Annotated in this window: 17 protein-coding genes and 3 tRNA genes; 14 read left to right on the forward strand and 6 right to left on the reverse strand. The window is 53.9% G+C overall.

Translation table 11 applies throughout. The features are described from left to right. The first annotated feature begins 153 nt into the window (after nt 1-153). Nucleotides 154-1,080, forward strand: a complete 927-nt coding sequence (locus A3193_RS02590; RefSeq protein WP_069004618.1) for a histone deacetylase family protein — start codon at nt 154-156, stop codon at nt 1,078-1,080. A gap of 37 nt (nt 1,081-1,117) precedes the next feature. Here the strand turns inward: A3193_RS02590 and A3193_RS02595 are convergent, their stop codons facing one another. The 3 genes from A3193_RS02595 to A3193_RS02605 form a co-directional block, all read right to left on the reverse strand. Further along, on the reverse strand, nt 1,118-1,882 hold the full coding sequence (locus A3193_RS02595; RefSeq protein ID WP_083218256.1) for a CHAP domain-containing protein: 765 nt from the start codon (nt 1,880-1,882) through the stop codon (nt 1,118-1,120). A 53-nt stretch (nt 1,883-1,935) separates the two neighbouring features. Further along, a complete protein-coding gene (locus A3193_RS02600) occupies nt 1,936-2,508 on the reverse strand; it encodes a hypothetical protein (RefSeq protein WP_069013981.1) in 573 nt (190 codons plus the stop codon). A 303-nt stretch (nt 2,509-2,811) separates the two neighbouring features. Further along, a complete protein-coding gene (locus A3193_RS02605) occupies nt 2,812-3,762 on the reverse strand; it encodes an AraC family transcriptional regulator (RefSeq protein WP_069004621.1) in 951 nt (316 codons plus the stop codon). Nucleotides 3,763-3,899: 137 nt separating this feature from the next. Between A3193_RS02605 and A3193_RS02610 the strand changes: the two genes are divergently transcribed. Continuing rightward, nucleotides 3,900-4,745 carry an NmrA family NAD(P)-binding protein gene (locus A3193_RS02610; RefSeq protein ID WP_069013986.1) on the forward strand — a complete coding sequence of 282 codons (846 nt, stop codon included), beginning with the start codon at nt 3,900-3,902 and terminating at the stop codon, nt 4,743-4,745. A gap of 125 nt (nt 4,746-4,870) precedes the next feature. Then, nucleotides 4,871-5,779, forward strand: coding sequence for a bile acid:sodium symporter family protein (locus A3193_RS02615; protein ID WP_069013989.1), 909 nt, complete (start codon nt 4,871-4,873; stop codon nt 5,777-5,779). A 17-nt stretch (nt 5,780-5,796) separates the two neighbouring features. On the opposite strand, the gene A3193_RS02620 is transcribed toward A3193_RS02615, so the two are convergent. Both A3193_RS02620 and A3193_RS02625 read right to left on the reverse strand, forming a co-directional pair. Next, nucleotides 5,797-6,147 (reverse strand): acyl-CoA thioesterase, encoded by a 351-nt coding sequence (locus A3193_RS02620; protein WP_069004624.1) that lies wholly within the window; start codon nt 6,145-6,147, stop codon nt 5,797-5,799. Then, nucleotides 6,147-6,545, reverse strand: a complete 399-nt coding sequence (locus A3193_RS02625; RefSeq protein ID WP_069004625.1) for a YybH family protein — start codon at nt 6,543-6,545, stop codon at nt 6,147-6,149. Before A3193_RS02625 ends, A3193_RS02620 begins: the two co-directional genes overlap by 1 nt. A 304-nt stretch (nt 6,546-6,849) precedes the next feature. On the opposite strand from A3193_RS02625, the gene parC reads away from it, so the two are divergent. The 10 genes from parC to A3193_RS02675 all read left to right on the forward strand — a co-directional run bounded on the left by parC (nt 6,850) and on the right by A3193_RS02675 (nt 18,304). Next, nucleotides 6,850-9,099 carry a DNA topoisomerase IV subunit A gene (parC, locus tag A3193_RS02630; RefSeq protein ID WP_069004626.1) on the forward strand — a complete coding sequence of 750 codons (2,250 nt, stop codon included), beginning with the start codon at nt 6,850-6,852 and terminating at the stop codon, nt 9,097-9,099. Between the two features lie 277 nt (nt 9,100-9,376). Further along, nucleotides 9,377-9,461, forward strand: a tRNA-Leu gene (locus tag A3193_RS02635). 96 nt (nt 9,462-9,557) lie between these two features. Next, nucleotides 9,558-10,847 (forward strand): trigger factor, encoded by a 1,290-nt coding sequence (tig, locus tag A3193_RS02640; protein ID WP_069004627.1) that lies wholly within the window; start codon nt 9,558-9,560, stop codon nt 10,845-10,847. Nucleotides 10,848-10,869: 22 nt separating this feature from the next. After that, nucleotides 10,870-11,508 (forward strand): ATP-dependent Clp endopeptidase proteolytic subunit ClpP, encoded by a 639-nt coding sequence (gene clpP, locus A3193_RS02645; RefSeq protein ID WP_069004628.1) that lies wholly within the window; start codon nt 10,870-10,872, stop codon nt 11,506-11,508. A gap of 145 nt (nt 11,509-11,653) precedes the next feature. Further along, a complete protein-coding gene (gene clpX, locus A3193_RS02650; protein ID WP_069004629.1) occupies nt 11,654-12,928 on the forward strand; it encodes an ATP-dependent Clp protease ATP-binding subunit ClpX in 1,275 nt (424 codons plus the stop codon). Between the two features lie 291 nt (nt 12,929-13,219). After that, a complete protein-coding gene (gene lon, locus A3193_RS02655; protein WP_069004630.1) occupies nt 13,220-15,667 on the forward strand; it encodes an endopeptidase La in 2,448 nt (815 codons plus the stop codon). A 185-nt stretch (nt 15,668-15,852) separates the two neighbouring features. After that, nucleotides 15,853-16,125: an HU family DNA-binding protein gene (locus A3193_RS02660; protein ID WP_069004631.1), complete on the forward strand. Its 273-nt coding sequence runs from the start codon at nt 15,853-15,855 to the stop codon at nt 16,123-16,125. A 14-nt stretch (nt 16,126-16,139) separates the two neighbouring features. Then, nucleotides 16,140-16,215, forward strand: a tRNA-Val gene (locus A3193_RS02665). 4 nt (nt 16,216-16,219) lie between these two features. Beyond that, nucleotides 16,220-16,296: transfer RNA gene (locus A3193_RS02670), tRNA-Asp, on the forward strand. Nucleotides 16,297-16,399: 103 nt separating this feature from the next. After that, on the forward strand, nt 16,400-18,304 hold the full coding sequence (locus A3193_RS02675) for a SurA N-terminal domain-containing protein (protein ID WP_069013991.1): 1,905 nt from the start codon (nt 16,400-16,402) through the stop codon (nt 18,302-18,304). 171 nt (nt 18,305-18,475) lie between these two features. Here the strand turns inward: A3193_RS02675 and A3193_RS02680 are convergent, their stop codons facing one another. Beyond that, nucleotides 18,476-19,252: an enoyl-ACP reductase FabI gene (locus A3193_RS02680; protein WP_069004633.1), complete on the reverse strand. Its 777-nt coding sequence runs from the start codon at nt 19,250-19,252 to the stop codon at nt 18,476-18,478. A 317-nt stretch (nt 19,253-19,569) separates the two neighbouring features. Here A3193_RS02680 and A3193_RS02685 point away from each other — a divergent pair, with 317 nt between their 5' ends. Next, entirely contained in the window at nt 19,570-21,438 is a 1,869-nt protein-coding gene (locus tag A3193_RS02685) for a peptide-binding protein (protein WP_069013994.1), read from the forward strand. Nucleotides 21,439-21,495 lie beyond the last annotated feature (57 nt).

A 21,495-nucleotide genomic window follows, 5' to 3' on the forward strand; every position in this document is an offset into this window, starting at 1 on the left:
GTGACGTCGATGAGCACTCAGGTTATCGGCATGAATGGTTGGAAGTTTACCGATAAAAAATGACAAATTCTTTACTTAAGTAACGGTTTTTAAAGATCTTATAATGAGTATTAGGCTGCTTAATGAAGTGGCCGTATAGTTTGGGGGTATTTTGTGAGAACGGCCTATATTACCCACCCTGATTGTCTCAATCATGATACGGGTGTGGGGCATCCTGAAAACGCTTCAAGACTGCAGGCGATCGATGATCGTTTGATGGCGGCACAGCTTTACGATTTTCTGCGTCACTATGATGCGCCGGAGGTTACCCGGGAACAGTTGCTGCGTTGTCACGACGAAGCTTATCTGAACCAGGTTGAAAAACTGATGCCGGAATCAGGCCATGCCCACCTCGATCCGGATACGGTTGTGAGTCCACAGAGTCAGCAGGCTGCCAAACGGGCAGCGGGTGCTGTGATCAAGGGAGTGGACCTGATCATGCAGGAGGGATTGAAAAATGCCTTCTGTGCGGTACGGCCACCAGGGCACCATGCGGAGCGCATGAAGACCATGGGATTCTGTGTCTATGGCAATGCCTCAGTGGGTGCGGCACATGCCATGGCGGAGTATGGTCTGGAGCGTGTGGCGATACTCGATTTCGATGTCCATCATGGTAATGGCAGTGAAGATATCTTCCGTGATGACAGACGGGTGATTGTCTGTTCGACCTTTCAGCACCCATTCTACCCCTACACGGCGATTGAAGAGAGCCCGGATCATATCATCTGTGCCCCGTTGGAGGCGACCGCGAAAAGTGCTGAATTCAAAGCGGCGGTAACGGACCACTGGTTGCCGGCGCTGAATCACTTCGAACCGCAGATGATCTTCGTCTCGGCTGGATTCGATGCCCATGTGGAAGATGACATGTCAGGCGTCAGTTTGACTGAAGCGGATTATCGCTGGGTTACTGAGCAGATCCTGCAGATTGCCGATCAGTATGCTGAGGGCAGGGTTGTCTCCGTGCTCGAAGGGGGCTACGAGCCCCATGCCCTGGCACGCAGTGTGGAAGCCCACATCAGGGTTTTGATGGATCTGCATTAGCGCCGATTGGATTCGTGCTAACAGGCCCTAAGCAAGATCAGACCCGCATCACAGCGACCCGGCTTCCCGAAGTGCCGTGGCGTCGTACTTCAAGAATCATTGCCGGGACCCCGCGCCCCGGATCGATGATCCGTTCGATCGCATACATTGAACTCAACAGTTTGGGACGGGCATGACGGGAACCGGTGGCTTCCACGACACGCATGTTACCTCCGGCCACGGACTGGTTTACATAGGAGTCGACAACCGCCACATGTCCTGGACTGCGCCTGACTGAATTGCCATCCATCCAGACCAGCAGATCCCCTTGCTGAATTGTGTTCGGATCGTTCACCGCCCGGTTTGCCTGGAAGTAGGAGGCGGCTCCGGTGTTTCGAACCGTGTTGTCTGTGTAGTTACGCTTACCACAGGCAATCAGATAGTTGGTGACAAAACCCGAACAATCGATGCCGAGATGGTCGTCACAGAAGGTCTGCAGGTTGAGTTGATTGATCGTCTGTACTCTATTGGCGCGCACCGCCCACTCCAGAGCCAGTTCATAGTCCCTGGGTGCACCTTTACCCATTGCCGCATTACGGATTCGGTTTTTGTTCTGGTTGAACCAGATATCACTGCGCGAACCCCTAGAGACAGTCCGGTAATCGCGCAGCTCTTCCGTGCCCTCATCCCAATCCATCATGAAGTAGTTTCTGAGGGTGACGCTGTGGGTTGTCTCGCGACAGGTTCTTGAGGCCGGGTCATCAACTGCAGACCTGACCCTGAGACGTCGATATCTTTGCATGAATTCTACAGGTGTCGGCATGGTGCTATTCCTTTATAACCAGGTTGATGGATCGATGTTTGATCGGTTCCGCATCAGTGTGGCGGCGTACCGATGCAAGCTCGCTGCTGTGCTTTATCAGCCAGTTGTTGCAACTGCGCTCTGGAAACTCCCTGCTGCTCGATGACATCGGTGACGCAGCTCTCAGTCGCGGATACTTTTGCTACGGCCAGGTAGATTGTGGTGACCTGATCCGGCTCATCGGGATTTTCATGGGCATGAATCTCTGCGATGAGCGCTACGGGTTGAGTCCCGGTGGATGAGTGTGCAATCCGCCACTCAGCCTGTTCACCAAGATGAAACATCTGCCTGGTTACCACCGCCTGATAATTGAGGGGGAAGGATTGTTGTGAATCGCTCAGGATCTCAATCGACTTTCTACCTGCGGCAACTTTGCGCAGTATCAGCTGATAACCTGCCGTACCGGGACAGAGCTTGTAAGGCGTGCTGTTCGGATCTGTCTGGTCGGTGAATGACTGACAGTTGTTGAGGCTTGTGAAAACAGACTTGTTACCTGAATCCTGATAGGTGGCAAAGCAGCCGGACAGGATCACTGCCAGGGTGATGGCCGGTATCAGAAATGAGGATTTGCTGTTTTGTATTTTCATCTTCACGCCTCCATGGTTGTGATTCTAGATTTCTGCAAAACAGCTTAAAGGTAATTTTTAACAGCGCAGTAGGCAATTTTTATCATTACGGCTATTTACGCACAAAAACGTGATTTGCATTGAGCAACTGAAAGTTGATCCTAAGGGCGAGCGAAGTGTATTCAATGATTGGTGTTAACAGGCCCTATTTCATCGGTTCGCAAATGAACGCAAATAAGAGTCAAAAAAACACAGATTGCGGCTATTCACGGTGGTTGGCGTCCATTCCTGGCTTGAATGATGGAGATTGTGTGAGACGGCTGTCTACTGTCGAACACTGCCCGGGGAGACACCAAGCTCTCGTTTGAAGGCCCGGCAGAATGCCGCTTCGGATTGATAGCCGAAGCGTTCCGCGAACACCACCAGAGGTTCCGATGATTCGAGCAGCTGTGTGCGGGCCATCAGCATACGCCAGCGGGTTACGTAACGCATCGCGGTGTAACCAACCAGATCGGTGAATCGTGCAGAGAATCCTGAGCGGGACATTCGCGCCTCCATGGCCAGTGACGTCAGGTTCCACTCCCTTTCCGGATTACGGTGAATCGCTGCAAGGGCTCTGCCTATCTGCTTGTCCCGTAACGCATTCAACCAGCCCGGTATGGGGCCGCTGAGTGAGTCGAGCCAGGAGCGAATCGCCTGGATGACCAGAATGTCTGCCAGTCGGGTGATCACCGTTTCACCACCGGGACGCAGTTCCCTCGCTTCACGGGTGATCAACTCTAGGGTGTTTTGTATCCAGCTGCTCTCATCCTCTTTCCAGGTATCGATCTTCAATACCTGTGGCAGCAGGGCTACAACCTGCTGTCCGGCAACATGGTCAAAGCGCACCAGCCCACAGGTCAGCTGGGTCAGCTCACCACTGCCGCCGTGATGCATGATTTCATATCGTTCACTCACCGACTCCACTGGTATGTCGAACAGGGGCGTGGTCTGGTGCTGGAGATCACTGCGCACTTCGTGGCCTTCACCATGGGGAACCAGGGCCAGGCTGCCCTGTTTCAGCAGGCAGGGTTTTTCTCCGGCAACCTCCAGCCAGCACTCACCCCGGGTCACCACATGGAACATCATGTGGCCCTCGAAGGGTGGCAGGGAGACCCCCCAGGGCGCTTTCAACTCGGAACGGCAGTAGTAGGTGCCGTTCAGTTTCAGCAAATGAAGTGCTTCCCCGATCGGGTCAGACACTTCGGCAATTGTCGAATTGGTTTCGCTGGTCATGGGGTTTTTCGATTTGGACAAGCTGCATATAAATATAGACAAACAGCCATGGTTGGTCTGTGCGTTGTTACCTAGGATCAACTCATACGCACTAACGCAGCGTTTTACAACGCTTAACCCTGTAAAGGAGATGGATTATGACCAACAAACCGATACTGATCATTGGCAAGCATGGCAAAACCGGCAGTCGTGTAGTGCAGCGTTTGCAATCGATGGGCCTGCAGACCAGAGCAGTCTCAAGATCAACGGCTCTGCCATTCGATTGGCAGCAACGGGAAACCTGGGGCCCGGCTTTGCAAGGTGTTGTCGCTGTCTACGTCACTTACCAGCCGGATCTTGCAATACCTCAGGCGCGGGCAGACATTGAAGCTTTTACCGCAATGGCAAATGAGGCTGGTGTTGAACAGATCGTGCTGCTCTCGGGTCGGGGTGAAGTCGGTGCCCGGCAGGCGGAGGAGATTGTCATCAACAGCGGCATCAGCTGGAATATCGTCAGGGCGAGTTGGTTTTTTCAGAACTTCAGTGAGAGTTTCATGATCGACGGGATTCTGCAGGGCGAATTGATACTGCCGGCAGGGGATACCCCGGAACCTTTCATCGATGCGGAAGACATTGCCGATGTGGTGGTTGCCTGTCTGACCGATGCAAAACATCGCAATCGGCTGTATGAAGTGACCGGGCCTCGCGCCATGACCTTTGCAGATTGTATGGCAGAGCTGTCGCAACTGTTACAGAGACCGGTGAAATATACTCAGGTGCCTGTGGAGGCCTATCTGGCTGCACTTCAACAGCAGGGTGTTCCCGAGCCGATGCAGTGGTTACTCAAGGAGTTGTTCACTGAGGTTCTTGATGGCAGAAACAGCCAGGTGCAACCGGGTGTTGAAGAGGCGTTGGCAAGACCGGCGACCGATTTTCAGGTCTATCTGAAACGTATGGTCGACTCGGGGTGTTGGTCCGACGAGCGAGTGGAACAGGCGGTTTGATGGTCCTTTGACCGCTCTTCTGTACTGCCCCTGACAAGGGGCAGGCAGACCCTGTCCAGCTTGACGAACTGGGCTTCAGGCCGGAGACTCTTGCAATCGAATGTTCTTATCCTATTGCAGGCCAGATGATTCACCAAATTACCCGCCTCTTTCCTCTATGGGCCGTACTTTTATCTGCGCTTGCCTATGCCTATCCTGCTGCGTTTGTTGCCTTGAAACCTGGGATCATTCCCCTGTTGGGTCTGGTCATGTTCGGCATGGGAATGACCCTCAGTCTGGAAGATTTCAAACGGGTTTTTCAACAACCGAAGATCATCGCTGTCGGGGTGTTGTTACAGTTCGCATTGATGCCTTTGATCGCCTGGCTGATTGCTGAACTGCTTGCCTTGCCACCCTATCTGATGGCCGGGCTGGTTTTGGTCGGGGCCTGTCCCGGCGGTACCGCCTCCAATGTGGTCTGTTATCTGGCACGGGGTGATGTGGCCCTCTCGATCACCATGACGACGGTTTCAACCCTGCTGGCGATCATTGCCACGCCGTTGCTTACTTGGCTCTATGTGGGGCAGAAGGTTCCGGTGCCGGTTGAAAGCATGCTCTGGTCGATTTTCAAGATAGTTCTGTTACCGGTGTCGTTGGGGGTTCTGGTGAATACCCTCTATGGCCGCAGACTCAGACCGATAAAACCCCTCTTTCCGTTGATCTCCATTCTCGCCATCGTTCTGATCATCGGTATCGTGGTGGCGTTGAATCAGAGCAACATCGCCCGCATGGGGATGCTGTTGGCGCTGGCCGTTGTACTGCATAATCTGGCTGGCTTGGCCGGTGGTTACTGGATTGCCAGAGGTTTGGGTTGGGATCGGCGGATCAGCCGTACCCTGGCGATTGAGGTGGGTATGCAGAATTCCGGCTTGGGGGTTGCGCTGTCGGTTAAGTATTTCTCCGCCGCGGCTGCGCTGCCTGGAGCGATCTTCTCCATTTGGCACAATCTGAGCGGTTCCATGCTGGCTGGTTATTGGTCACGACGTGAAAGCTGAGCGGCCGATTGGCTTCGTCAGATGGAAGTTTTATTGCCTCTCTCATCTAGACAGACAAAAGTGATGGTGGTGGTGAAGACACTCTCTTCCTCACCGGTTACCGAGTCTTCCGCAAATACCTTGACCCGATAATCCACCGATGAATCACCCTGTTTACTCTGCTGGATATCGAAGCGCAGGATCACGCCCTCTCTGACACTGCGGTGAAAGGTGACCCGGTCCAGTCCGATGGTGACAAAGTGGCGCCCCGGGTAGTCATGAACCGCAGCGATCCAGGCATACTCGTCGACCCATTTCAGCAGGTTGCCTCCGAACAGATAGCCATACTGATTGAGGTGCTGGGGCAGTACCAGTTTATGGTTTTCCATCAGACCTGTAATCCGGGAGGTGGTGTGGGTGAGTTCTGATGCATCACCAGGCACCAGCCCTGATCACCCTTGCGATAGATGTTGGTGGCGTAGACCGGGTGAGGGGGCGTTTCCGGGTCCGCTTTGACCAGCTCTTCGACCAGGTGTATGGCTACGTTATCAGTCTCGATCCAACTCAGGTGTTTGATCCCGATATCAAGCTTTACATCCTCATTCAACAGGGCGCCCCAAGCGGTCTCGATGGCCGCTCTGCCCCGTTGGGCCGGCATCATCGGCAGCAGGCAGAGAATTTCGTCACTCTCTTCCCACACGGCCATCATAGCGCCCAGGTCCCCATCATCGATGGCATCGTAGTAGGCATCTTCGGCATCTTGGGGTGTGTTGTACGGAGGGGCCATGGTCATTTCCTGTTGTTATCGGTTGTCTGATGGGTGGGATTCTACGGGAATAACCCATCATTAGGATAGGGGGCAGGAACAACCCGTCTGCCCGTTCATGTAAGCCAGCTTGGCCATGGCATGTTGTCTGTTATGATGCTGTTGGTGATCAGCTGAGCCAGAGGCTCACCTGGCCGGGTGGTAGCGGTTATCTGATCGGTATTTCACACCATTTCCTTTGTCAGATACTGATCACGTATTCCCTATCTCATCGGCTTTCCGTATCATCTGGCCTCTTTCAGGCCAGTAGTAACTTACAGATCAGATGACTGACGATATCGATCACAGCTTAGAGGGAATCGAAAGGGTTCCCCTCAATGAGTTTACCGAGAAGGCATACCTGAATTACTCCATGTATGTGATTCTCGACCGCGCCCTGCCGAACATCGGTGATGGATTGAAGCCGGTACAGCGGCGGATTGTCTATGCCATGTCAGAGCTGGGTTTGAGTGCGGGTGCCAAGTTCAAAAAGTCAGCCCGTACTGTTGGTGATGTGCTTGGTAAGTTCCATCCCCATGGGGACAGCGCCTGCTATGAGGCGATGGTGCTGATGGCGCAGAACTTCTCCTATCGCTATCCGCTGGTGGATGGGCAGGGTAACTGGGGCTCCCCGGATGACCCGAAGTCTTTCGCCGCGATGCGTTACACGGAATCGAAGCTGACGGTCTATGCCCAGACCCTGCTTTCGGAGCTGGGACAGGGGACTGTGGAGTGGACGCCCAATTTTGACGGCACCCTGAAGGAGCCCAAGATACTACCCGCGAGATTGCCGAATGTGCTGCTCAATGGCTCTTCGGGTATCGCTGTGGGCATGGCCACGGATATCCCGCCGCACAACCTGCGTGAAGTTGCCAATGCCTGCATCCATCTGCTGGAGTCGCCGAAGGCCACCCTGGAAGATCTGATGACCTATATCCCCGGGCCGGACTACCCCACCGAGGCGGAGATCGTGACACCGGCGGCGGAGCTGGCCAAGGTCTATGCAACCGGGCATGGCTCGATCCGTATGCGCGCCCGTTTCGACCGGGAGAATGGGGATATCATCGTGACGGCATTGCCGCATCAGGTATCAGGGGCGAAGATTTTGGAACAGATCGCCGCTCAGATGCAGGCCAAAAAGCTGCCGATGGTGGAGGATCTGCGCGATGAATCGGATCATGAAAATCCCACCCGTCTGGTGATCGTACCCCGCTCCAACCGGGTCGATGTGGCGCGACTGATGTCCCATCTGTTCGCCAGCACCGATCTGGAGCGCAGCTACCGGGTCAATCTGAATCTGATCGGTATCGATGGCCGTCCGGCGGTCAAGGATCTGCGCTCGCTGCTGGTGGAGTGGCTCAGTTTTCGTACCGAAACCGTACGCCGGAGACTGCAGTATCGCCTTAATGAGGTGCTTGACCGGCTGCATATTCTTGAAGGCTACCTGGTCGCCTTTCTCAATATCGATGAGGTTATTGCGATCATTCGCTACGAGGATGATCCGAAGGCCGAACTGATCAAACGCTTCTCCCTCTCAGATATTCAGGCAGAAGCCATCCTCAATCTTCGCTTGCGTAACCTGGCGAAGTTGGAGGAGATGAAGATCAAGGGTGAACAGGAGGAGTTGGAGAAAGAGCGTAAGACGCTGGAAAAACTGCTGGGATCCAAACAGCGTATGCGCACCCTGATCCGAAAGGAGTTACAGGCGGATGCGGATAAATATGGTGATGACCGCCGCTCACCCATCGTTGAGCGTGAGGCGGCGGAGGCCCTCGATGAGACCGACCTGACCCCCAGTGAGGCGGTCACAGTGGTGCTTTCGGAGATGGGTTGGGCACGTACTGCCAAGGGACATGAGATCGATCCAACCGGCCTGAACTATCGGGCCGGGGACGGCTTTCTGGCGGCTACCCGCCTGCGCAGCAATCAACAGGCGGTGTTTCTCGACTCCAACGGTCGCAGCTACTCGCTGCCGGCGCATACCCTGCCATCGGCCCGCAGTCAGGGTGAGCCTCTGACAGGACGGCTCTCTCCGGCGACCGGTGCGACCTTCCGTGCGGTGATTGGTGGTGACAGTCAGCAGGAGTATCTGTTGGCCTCGGACGCTGGTTACGGATTCCGGGTCGGTCTGTCGGATATGCTGGCGAAAAACAAATCGGGCAAGGCGCTGCTGACCCTGCCGAAGGGGGCTCAGGTTCTGATGCCTGAGCTGATTGCCGAGGTGGAGACGGATCGCGTCGTGACGATCACCAATGAGGGGCGGATGTTGGTCTTTCCGGTCGGCGAGCTGCCTAAGCTCTCGAAGGGCAAGGGTAACAAGATCATCTCAATCGCACCGAAGCGAGTGGCCGCCAGGGAGGAGTTCGTGGTGGCGATCGCCGTGGTTCCGAAGGGGGGCAGTCTGACTGCCCACGCGGGCAAGCGCTATATTGTGTTGAAACCGGGCGACCTGGACGGGTATCAGGGCGAGCGGGGACGACGCGGAGGGAAACTTCCCAGAGGCTTCCAGCGTGTCGATCGGGTTGAGGTCAGCTGAGATCGACAATACAGAAACCGAATTAAGAGGTCATACATCGACTGGAAACTACCCTGTTGGTGTGAACTGGCTGGAAACATAACCTCTTGAATCCAAGTGTTTTGCGGGTGTTTATCCATACGGCGCATAGGGCCAGGGCTGATGAACCACCGTTTTAATCAAGATTGGACTTGGAGAGTTGCTCCATTGGTCGTTATAATGGTCAGTTCTCAGCTGTGGTATTTGGGCTGGATTGCTTGGTAATCCCCTTGGGCCGGTTGGGAATCATACGAAAGCAGCGAAAGTGGCGGAATTGGTAGACGCGCTGGATTTAGGTTCCTGTGGGGTAACCCGTGAGAGTTCGAGTCTCTCCTTTCGCACCATTTCAACTGCGGTTGCCAATGGCGATCGACAGGAAATTTCCAGTTTTTCCTTAATTCAGATATTTAGTGACAGATAAGGCTGTCAGGAGAAAATACATGCAAGTTTCGGTGGAATCGGGAGAAGGGCTTGAGCGACGTCTTACCGTCGAGTTGCCTGCAGAGAAGATCGATGCGGAAGTGACAAAGCGCCTACAGCAGATTGGCCGAACCGCCAAACTGGATGGTTTTCGACCCGGTAAGGTGCCGATGAAACTGCTGCGTCGCAACTACGGTGGACAGGTGTTGCAGGAAGTCTACGGCCAGATGATCGAATCCAGTTATCAGGAGGCGATTCAACAGGAGAAACTGCAGCCCGCAGGGATGCCTAAAATCGAACCTGGCGAGTCCAGTGAAGATGATGGTCTGTTCCGCTATGTGGCGACCGTTGAGGTGATGCCTGAGATTACCCTCAACCCGCTCTCCGGGGAGGTCAAGCGTCCGGTGGCCGAGATCGCCGATCAGGATGTGGATGAGATGCTGCTGAAGCTGCGCAAACAGCGCGTAACCTGGAGCAGTGTGGAGCGTGACGCGGCTGAAGGCGATCAGGTGAAGATCAGTTTCAAAGGCACGATCGATGGAGAGGCCTTTGAGGGTGGCAGCGCCGAGAACGTGGATCTGGTACTGGGTTCCGGTCGCATGATCGAAGGTTTCGAATCGGCCCTGATCGGCAAGTCGAAAGGTGATAAATCATCGATCGATCTGAAATTCCCCGAAAATTACCGGGTGGAAGAGCTGGCCGATAAACCGGTAACGTTCGAAGTAGAGATCAACGACATCTCCGAAGAGGTGCTGCCTGAGATCGATGACGAATTTGCCAAGGAGTTCGGTGCCGAAGAGGGTGTCGACAAGCTGATGAGCGATGTCCGTGAGAACATGACACGTGAACTTGCACAACGGATTGAGGCTCGTATTAAGAACCAGGCGATGGATCTGTTGACTGAGCAGAATCCGATCGATGTTCCCTCAGCAATGGTCGATCAGGAGATCGAGGCGCTGCAGAATCAGACCCGTCAGCAGATGGCCCAGGGCGCTGGATCGTTTGAGTTGCCCCGGGAGATGTTTGAAGACCAGGCAAAAAAACGGGTTACTCTGGGCCTGCTTATTGGTGAAATCATTAAGCAAAACGACATTCAGGTCGATAACGATCGTGTGAAGAAGAGAATTGAAGAGTTTGCCGCCAGTTACGAGAAGCCTGAAGAGGTGGTCAACTACTACTACAGCGACGAAAAGCAGCTGGCCACCGTGCAGAATGTCGTAATGGAAGATCAGGTGGTAGACTGGGTACTGGAACAGGTTACCATCACTGAAGAGCAGACAACCTTTGCCGAACTGACGGAGCAGGGTTGAAAGGAGAGGGGAAAAATAGACCATGATTGATACAGTGTCAGGAATGCCGGACGCAAAAGGCCTGGGCCTTGTGCCGATCGTTATCGAGCAGACCGCCCGGGGTGAGCGCTCCTTTGACATCTATTCCAGGTTGTTGAAGGAGAGAGTGATCTTTCTGGTCGGACCGGTTGAAGACCACATGGCGAATCTGGTCGTGGCTCAGTTGCTGTTTCTCGAGTCGGAAAACCCGGACAAGGATATCCATCTCTATATCAACTCGCCCGGTGGCTCGGTCACAGCGGGGCTGTCGATTTACGACACCATGCAGTTCGTCAAACCGGATGTCAGTACCATGTGTATCGGCCAGGCAGCGAGTATGGGAGCGCTGTTGCTCTCCGGCGGAGCCAAGGACAAACGCTACTGTCTGCCGAATTCGCGGATGATGATTCACCAGCCTTTGGGTGGTTTCCAGGGGCAGGCAACGGATATTGAAATCCATGCGAAAGAGATTCTGCTTCTGAGAGAGCGGCTGAACACCATTCTGGCCGATCATACCGGTCAGAGCCTGGAAAAAATTGCGCAAGATACCGAGCGGGATAACTTCATGGGTGGCGAGGAAGCGGTCGCCTATGGCCTGATCGACTCGGTACTGTCCGATCGTGGTGGTAGTGAGACCAGTTGACATCGATTTCTGTGATGTGGCTTTTACAGGCAATGGATGGCGTGTTATCAAGTCAGTGTTTTTTAATCACTAACCTTGCCATCTAGGTGCAGTTAGATATGATTGAAATTAAAAGCAGATAGATTTTGGCTTGAAGGAGTGAAATATGAGCAGTGACAAGAGCGGTAAAGGTGACGACGGCAAGCTGTTGTATTGCTCCTTTTGCGGCAAGAGCCAGCATGAGGTGCGGAAACTGATTGCCGGCCCTTCCGTTTTTATCTGCGATGAGTGCGTCGAACTCTGCAACGACATCATCCGTGAGGAGATGCAGGAGCCGGGTGAAGACAGCATCAACAAACTGCCGAAGCCTCATGAAATAAAAAAGACCCTGGATCAATACGTTATCGGTCAGCAGAGAGCGAAAAAGGTGCTCTCTGTGGCGGTCTACAACCACTACAAACGACTCGATGCCATCGGCAAGGACAACGAAGTCGAGCTGGCCAAATCGAATATTCTGCTGATCGGCCCCACCGGTTCGGGTAAAACCCTGCTGGCTGAGACTCTGGCCAGAATGTTGAATGTGCCCTTTACCATTGCCGATGCCACCACCCTGACCGAAGCGGGTTATGTGGGTGAGGATGTGGAAAACATCATTCAGAAGTTGCTGCAGAAATGCGACTATGATGTCGAAAAGGCACAGACCGGTATTGTCTACATCGATGAAATCGATAAGATTTCCCGTAAATCGGATAATCCCTCCATCACCCGTGACGTGTCTGGTGAAGGGGTGCAGCAGGCGCTGCTGAAACTGATCGAGGGTACGGTCGCCTCGGTACCGCCTCAGGGTGGCAGAAAACATCCTCAGCAGGAGTTCCTGCAGGTCAATACCTCAAATATCCTGTTTATCGTGGGTGGCGCCTTCGCCGGGCTTGAAAAGGTCATCAAAGACCGCTCAGAAAAGGGTGGAATCGGCTTCTCAGCCGAGGTGAAGAGTAAAGACGACTCCCGCTCGGTCGGTGACATCATTGTCGATGTGGAGCCTGAGGATCTGATCAAATATGGTCTGATACCCGAATTTGTCGGTCGCCTGCCGGTGGTGGCCACACTGCAGGAGCTGGATGAGGACTCGCTGGTCAAAATTCTCACCGAACCGAAAAATGCGCTCAGCAAACAGTATGCCCGTCTGTTCGAAATGGAGGGTTGTGAGCTGGAGCTGAGGGATGATGCCTTACGCGCAATCGCCCGCAAAGCCATGGCGCGGAAGACCGGTGCACGTGGTCTGCGTACTATTTTGGAGCAAGTGTTACTCGACACGATGTATGATTTGCCCTCAATGGATGAAGTCACCAAGGTGGTTGTGGATGAAGGTGTCATCGCCGGTGAATCTGATCCATTGATGATCTACGAAAACAACGATAAGCAGATTGCTGCATCTGATTGATCTGTCAAAGCATTTTACCGGAGTCAATGGCTTGCCTGGGCGACGTTTCGTCGTGGCCAGGCGATCTCTGGTAGATATGGCACGATTCCTGTTTGGTTATTTCCGTTGATTGATTCCAACAATAGACTTGAAACATCCGGCTATTGGCCATATATACATTAATCAACCGTCAGAAATATGCTGCAGGCTCGATCGACTGAGAACCTGCCAGATGCAAATCCCTGTATTGACACTGTAGTACCTGCAGTTGAAGTATTTTCAGGCAGGCCGCTGCCTAATGAGGACAAGTGAATGGGTCAAGAATATAAAGACACCGGTTTGACAAGAGATACGGCCAACATCGTTCCTGTATTGCCGTTACGCGATGTGGTTGTCTATCCTCACATGGTTATTCCCTTGTTCGTCGGTCGGGACAAGTCGATCCTGGCGCTCGATTCCGCCATGCAGAGCAATAAGCAGATTCTGCTGGCGGCACAGAAAAGCGCCGATGTGGACGATCCGGATATCGATGATATGTACGCCATCGGTACCCTGGCCAACATCCTGCAGCTGCTGAAACTTCCCGATGGTACGGTCAAAGTGCTTGTCGAAGGCGGGGAACGGGCCAGGATCACCGAATTTGTGGAGAATGATGAGTTCTTCACCGCCCGCCTTGAGACCCTCACTGACAGCATCGATCTGGCCGGTAGGGAGACCGAGGTGCTGATGCGCTCGGCCACCAATCTGTTCGACCAATACGTCAAGCTCAACAAGAAAGTACCGCCTGAGGTATTGACCTCGCTCTCCAGCATCGATGATCCCAGTCGTCTCGCCGACACCATCGCCGCTCATATGTCCCTCAAGCTTGAGGAGAAGCAGCATGTGCTGGAGATGCCCAATGTCAGAGAGCGTCTGGAACATCTGATGGGGCTGATGGAAGGTGAGAACGACATCCTGCAGATGGAGAAGCGGATCCGTGGGCGTGTCAAGCGCCAGATGGAGAAGAATCAGCGGGAGTACTACCTGAATGAGCAGATGAAGGCGATTCAGAAAGAGCTGGGTGAAATGGATGATGCACCCAATGAAATCGAGGATCTGACCAAGAAAATCGAAAATGCGGGGATGACCTCAGAGGCCAAGGAGAAGGCCAACAACGAACTGAACAAACTCAAGCTGATGTCGCCGATGTCAGCCGAAGCGACCGTGGTGCGCAACTACATCGACACCCTGGTGGGCTTGCCCTGGAAGAAACGCAGCAAGATCCGCAATGACATCGGTGCCGCCAACACCGTGCTTGATGAGGATCACTATGGTTTGGATAAGGTTAAGGAACGTATCTTGGAGTACCTGGCCGTACAGCAGCGTGTACGCAAGCTGAAGGGGCCGATCCTCTGTCTGGTCGGACCTCCGGGTGTGGGTAAGACCTCACTGGGTCAGTCGATAGCCCGGGCGACCAACCGTAAATTCACCCGTATGGCCCTGGGCGGGGTCAGGGACGAGGCTGAGATACGCGGCCATCGTCGTACCTATATCGGTGCGCTGCCTGGCAAGATCATCAATAACCTGAGCAAGGTCAAGACACGTAATCCCCTGTTTCTGCTTGATGAAATCGACAAGATGGCGATGGACTTCCGGGGCGATCCCGCGTCGGCCCTGCTGGAGGTGCTGGATCCGGAACAGAACCATACCTTCAACGACCACTACCTGGAGGTCGATTTCGACCTGTCTGAGGTGATGTTCGTTGCCACCGCCAATACCTTGAATATTCCGGCGGCCCTGCTGGATCGTATGGAAGTGATCCGCCTCTCCGGCTACACCGAGGATGAGAAGGTCAACATTGCCGAGCGCTATCTGGTGCGCAAGCAGATGGAGAACAATGGTCTGAAACCGGAGGAGCTGATCGTCAGAGAGTCGGCGATTCGGGATATCGTCCGTTACTACACCCGTGAGGCCGGGGTGAGAAACCTGGAGCGGGAGATCGCCAAGATCTGCCGCAAGGTGGTGAAAGAGATTCTGCTGAAGAAGACCAAGACCAAGGTCACCCTGACACCGAAGCGTCTCGAAGACTACCTGAGTGTGAAACGCTTTCGCTACGGGCGGGCTGACGAGCACGACCAGGTGGGTCAGGTCACCGGTCTGGCCTGGACCGAGGTGGGAGGCGAGTTGCTGCGCATAGAGGCGGCTCTGATGCCCGGTAAGGGGCGATTGAGTCATACCGGCCAGTTGGGCGAGGTTATGCAGGAGTCGATTCAGGCGGCCATGACAGTGGTCAGAAGCCGTGCCGAATCCCTCGGTCTGGAAGAGGAGTTCCATCAGAAATACGACGTGCATATCCATGTACCGGAGGGGGCCACCCCGAAAGATGGTCCCAGTGCTGGTGTCGGCATGTGTACCAGCCTGGTCTCGGCTTTGACCAAGATTCCGGTTAAAGCGGATGTGGCGATGACCGGTGAGATCACCCTGCGTGGTGAAGTGCTGCCGATCGGCGGACTCAAGGAGAAGTTACTCGCTGCGCACCGGGGCGGTATCGCCACGGTTATCATCCCGGAAGAAAATGAGAGAGATCTTGTTGAAATTCCAAAGAATATCAAGCAGAACCTGGAAATCATTCCGGTCCGCTGGATCGATGAAGTGTTACAAATCGCACTCAATGACACCCCCCAGCCTCAGAAGGAGAAGGAGTCGGGAGAGGCTGAAAAACCGAGTAGAAAGCGCAGCCAGGAGGCTGGCAAAAAGGCTGGGGCGCCCACCAAACATTAATACACTGTAAATTTAGAACATGAAGACCTGTCACAGCTTGGCTTATTGCGGCGTTTTCGCTTAGGCCATTGCTTGACAGGTTATCTGGCAGCCGGTATAAACTCTGGCGTTTCGGGCCCTGCAGGGCCACTACATATAATTCGTAAGGCGGAATGATCCGCCCAGACCATAGGGGAAACTGATTAATGAATAAGGCCGAACTAATTGAGGCAATGGCGGAATCCGCGGATATTTCCAAGGCCGCTGCAGGACGGGCGCTTGACGGTATGGTCAACGCTGTGACTGAAGCGATGAAAGCCGGTGATACGCTCTCTCTGGTGGGATTTGGCACCTTTTCCGTGAAAGAACGCGCTGCCCGTGATGGCCGCAATCCCCAGACCGGAGAAACGATTAAAATTAAAGCATCGAAAATCCCGTCATTTAAAGCTGGTAAAGCGTTGAAGGATGCAATAAACTAGCGCGCCTTCTACCAGGGTGCTTAGCTCAGCTGGGAGAGCATCGCCCTTACAAGGCGAGGGTCGCAGGTTCGATCCCTGCAGCACCCACCATTTAGGAGCGGTAGTTCAGTTGGTTAGAATACCGGCCTGTCACGCCGGGGGTCGCGGGTTCGAGTCCCGTCCGCTCCGCCAACATTAATCATCAACGGGGTATCTCAACCAGATACCCCGTTTTTGTTTAACCAGATACCCGGATATTTGATCCTGGTAATAATAATATTTCGAGTCACTGATCATGCTTCAGGAAATCAGAGATAAGGCTCAGGGCTGGATCGCTTGGGCAATCGTCATTCTCATCTCAATCCCATTCGCACTATGGGGTATACAGTCTTACCTTGGAATCGGTTCAGAACCTCTGGCTGCCACCGTCAATGGCGTGGAGATTACCGAGCGCAGTCTGGAATCCCAGTTTCAACGTTTTCGTCAGCAGCTGCGTGATCAGCTGGGTTCAGCCTATCGGCCGGAACTGTTTGACGATGTGCGGATGAGAAAAGAGGTTCTCAACCGCATGGTTAACGATGAAGTGCTGCAACAGGCCTCCCATGAGATGGGATTGCGAGCCGGTAGCAGCATGATCCAGGCGGCTATTCTGAGCATGTCCATCTTTCACAAGGATGGTCGCTTCGATCAACAGACCTATGAGCGCTCACTGCAGCTGCAGGGACTCTCCCCGGCCGGCTTTGAAGAGCGTGTCAGACGTGCGCTGGTGGCCGAGCAGCTGACCCAGGCCGTGGAGAACGGTACATTCATTACTGCACGCGAACTCAGTGAGAGCGATCGTTTGCAGAAGCAGACCCGGGAGATCACCTATTTCACCATTCCGGCTGCGGATTACATGGTGGACAATTCAGTCACTGACAGTGAGGTGGCGTCCTACTACGAGACCAATGAGAGCGCCTTCATCTCGCCGGAAAAGATCAAGCTTGAATACATTCTGTTGGATGCGGAAGCGATCGGCGAGACAATCGACGTCGATGATGAGCTGCTGCGTGGCTTCTACGACGATAACCAGGATCTCTACGGTCTGCCAGAACAGCGACAGGCAAGCCATATTCTGATTCAGGCCACCGCCGACGCAGATCAGGCAGCCGTTGATCAAGCCAAACAGAAGATTGAGGATCTGGCGGAAAAGATTCGCGCCGGGGAATCATTTGCCGAACTGGCCAAGCAGCACTCACAGGATCCCGGCTCAGCGGCCTCAGGAGGTGACCTGGGGATGTTTGGCAAGGGCATCATGGATCCAGCTTTCGAGAATGCCGTATTCAGCCTCGAAGAGGGTGCTGTCAGTGATCCGGTACGCAGTAACTTCGGTTTTCATCTGATTAAACTCACCGGCATCAAGGCCGGCAGTGTGAAACCTTTTGACGAAGCCAAAGCGGAAGTGGAGAAAGGATACCGCCTGGCTGAGGGTGAAAAACTCTACTTTGAGATGGCAGAAGAGTTGGCCAACCTGAGTTATGACGATCCCACCTCCCTGGAATCCTCAGCGTCCGCCCTGGGGCTGACTGTGGCTGAGAGTGAATGGATGACCCGGGATCAGCAGACCGGTCCATTGGCGAAACCCAAAGTGCTGGGTGCAGCCTACAGTGACGATGTTCTGAAAGAGCGAAACAACAGTGAATTGATCGAGCTCGATTCCACCAGTTCGGTAGTGGTTCGGGTATTGGATCACCAGGAGGCTTCCGTTGAGCCACTGGACGATGTGCGAAGCCGGATCGTCGAGCTGCTCACAAGACAGAAGGCGGAAGAGCAGGCCGGAGCCGAGGCTGGCAAGCGTGTGGCTGAGATTTCCACCACCAATCCGTTGATGCAGGTGGCTGGCAATTATCCGGTAACCGGCCCCATCACCGTAACCCGCAACAGCAGAGAGCTGCCACCGGCCTTGTCGAGCGAACTGTTCCGTACGCTCAAGCCGCAGGCAGGAGAGATCAGCTCAGGCAGTATTAAACTGGCCCAGGGCGACTTTGCCGTATTCGTGCTTTCTCAAGTCACTGAAGGTGAATCCGCCTCGGATGAGAGCAGAGTACAGCAGGTTGAAAACATGCGGCGTCTGTATGGCAGAAGCTACTACGACCGGGTACTGGAAGATCTCGAATCCCGTGCAGATGTACAGATTCTGCTGAAGCAGGATAGCGAATAAGTTTTAAAAATCTCTCAGTCCGCAAATCAGCACTATTCAACGTAAATAAGAGTCACGAATTGTATTGGTGTTAGCAGGCCCTAAAACCGTTTGCGTTCATTTACGGACTTACCAAATAAAAAAGGTACGGTGTTAAGCCGTACCTTATCCCAATTCAATCTTGCTGGATGGTCAGGCCATGCCGAGGATGTGGTAGCCGGAGTCGACATAGAGTATGTCGCCGGTGATGCCTGAGGCCAGATCGGAACAGATAAAGGCGGTAGCATTACCTACTTCCGCGATGTTGACATTACGGCGCAATGGATTCTTCTTCTCCGCTTCATCCAGCATGCCTTTGAAATCCTTGATGCCGGATGCCGCCAGAGTTCGAATCGGGCCCGCCGATATGCCATTCACCCGAATGCCTTCCGGGCCAAGAGATTCAGCCAGATAACGGACGCTTGCCTCAAGGCTGGCTTTGGCGACCCCCATCACATTGTAGTTGGGTACTGTTCGTACCGCACCCAGATAGCTCATGGTCACCAGTGAGGCATTACGTCCCTGCATCAGCTTACGCCCCGCTTTGGCCAGTGCGGAAAAACTGTATGAACTGATGTCATGGGCGAGGGCGAAGCCATCCCGGGTCAGGTTGTCAAGGTAGCTTCCCTCCAGGTGGTCTCTGGGGGCAAAACCGACCGCATGGACAATACCGTCAAGGTATCCCCACTCTTTCTCTATGGTCTCGAACAGATCGGCAATCTGTTGATCATCGGTGACATCAAGCGGTGCCACAATCGAAGCCGAGAATTTTTCAGCAGCGTCATCTACCCGTTTTTTCAGTTTCTCAGTCTGGTAGGTCAGGGCGAGTTCTGCGCCCTCCCTGTGCATGGCTTCGGCAACCCCCCAGGCGATGGAGCGGTTACTGGCGATGCCAATGATGAGAAAGCGTTTATCTTGTAAAAAACCCATGGAAAATTCCTTACTGGCGTCGTTGTTTAGTGAATTAACAGGAGCGGTAGGATAGCTCTCCTGTCTAATTGGGACGTCTTATTGTTAAGAGTACTTACCGGAAAACCCAACCAGCACAAATCATAGCATGCTGTGGCTATGGCCACATCTCAGCGACCCATGACCTGATCTAACAAGGGCCTGTTTTTGTTACAGGATCACTAAAAAGTGCTGTCCGGTCCCTGCCGTTCCATTGACTCCAATTGGCTAACCCGGCAACCTTACGCCATTAACATTGCAGATTGGATCCATTAAACCTGGATCACAGGAGAACATTCATGCAGCGTCGTTTGAACGGCCGGGACATCCTCTATTTCGGTGGTCTCGCCGTGGTACTCATCACCATTATTCTGGCTATGTACATGGTCGACCGGCAGTGGCAAAAGATGGCGCAGATGGAGCAGTTGATGCGGGAGCAGGCGGCAGATATCCGGAATATCGGCATGCAGCTCAGAACATTGGGCAGACGGGTGGAGAGTGGTGTCAATCTCAGCTCCCAGCCGGAGACGGATGAAGGGTCTGTTCCAGCGGCCTTTGAGCGAGCCCACCAGGCCAGTCAAAAAGAGGATTATGCCGAAGGGGACTGGCTGGTCAGGGCATTCGGGGTCAATCTGAAATCCCTCACTCCGTTTATTTCTGAGGATGTCTACGCCTCCACCGTTCAGGGCTATATCCTGGAGAGTCTGCTGGTGCGCAATGCGGATAGCCTGGAGTGGGAAGGTCTGCTGGCCAGAGAGTGGGAGGTCAGTGAAGATGGATTGACCTTTGTCTTCAAACTGCGGGATGGTTTGCGCTTTTCAGACGGTAAACCACTCACTGCCGAGGATGTGGCGTTCACCTTCAGTTTCATCATGAATCCAGCGATTCAAGCCCCCAGAGAGCGGGCCTACTATGCCAAGATTGAAACCGTTGAGGCGCTGGACAGGCTGACCGTCCGGTTTCAATTTGCCGAACCCTATTTCAACGCCCTCGCACTGGCGGGGGGAATCTCGGTGATGCCCAAGCACTTCTATGAGCCCTATCTGCAAGAGCCGAACAGCTATAACCAGTCGAAGGGGTTGCTACTGGGGTCCGGCCCCTACCGGCTGGAGGATCCACGCAACTGGTCACCGGATAAAGGCATCATCGAACTGCAGCGAAATCCCCGCTATTGGGGACCAGTGCAACCGGCCTACAATCGTCTGTTGTGGCGAATCATTGAGAATGACAGTGCCCGCCTGACCACTTTCCGCAATGGTGAGATCGATACCTATGTCTCCCGCCCCAGAGAGTATAAACAGCTGGTTGAGGATACGGATCTGACAAAAAAAGCGGAGCATTGGGAATACATGAGTCCGATCGCAGGTTATAGCTATATCGGTTGGAATCAGCAGAGAAGCGACGAACCCACCCGCTTCGCCGACACAAAGGTCAGGCAGGCGATGACCTACCTTATCGATCGAGAGCGGATCAATGAGGAGATCTATCTGGGCTATGCGGATGTGGCTATGAGCCCTTTCACTGCAACCAGTAAGCAACACAACCCAGATCTGCTGCCCAGAGCCTACGATCAGCATAGAGCGATGGCGTTGCTCAACGAGGCGGGCTATGCCGACCGTGACGGCGACGGGATACTCGAAGATGAGTCAGGCGCACCATTTGAATTCGACCTTGTCTATTTTCAAGGTAACGAGGATACCAGTCGCATGGTGCTGTTTCTCAAGGACCTGATGGCTCGGGTGGGGATTCTGTTACAACCCAAGCCCACAGAGTGGTCGGTGATGATCGACCTGATGAAGAAACGTGATTTCGATGCCATCACCCTGGGCTGGACCAGCGGTCTCGAAACCGATCTCTATCAGATGTTTCATAGCAGTCAGATTGCCGATGCGGGCAACAACTTCATCGGCTACCGCAACGAGAAACTGGATCAGCTGATCGATGAGGCGAGGGCGACGGTGGATGAGGAGACCCGCATGCCCCTGTGGCAGGCTGCGGAGCGGGAGCTCTACAACGATCAGCCCTATACCTTCCTGAAGCGCAGTAAAAGCCTGGTCTTCATCGACCGACGGATTGGTAATATTGTGCAGACCAAATTGGGTTTGAATCTGAACAGTCTGCCGGTTGAGACCTATGTGCCGGCGGATCAACACCGCTACAACCAGTAATGCAAGTGTAGTGTCCTATATAAATCATACATTTAGACGAGCCTATCATGAGTTGGC

Source organism: Candidatus Thiodiazotropha endoloripes (genome assembly GCF_001708965.1).
GTDB classification, from domain to species: domain Bacteria; phylum Pseudomonadota; class Gammaproteobacteria; order Chromatiales; family Chromatiaceae; genus Thiodiazotropha; species Thiodiazotropha endoloripes.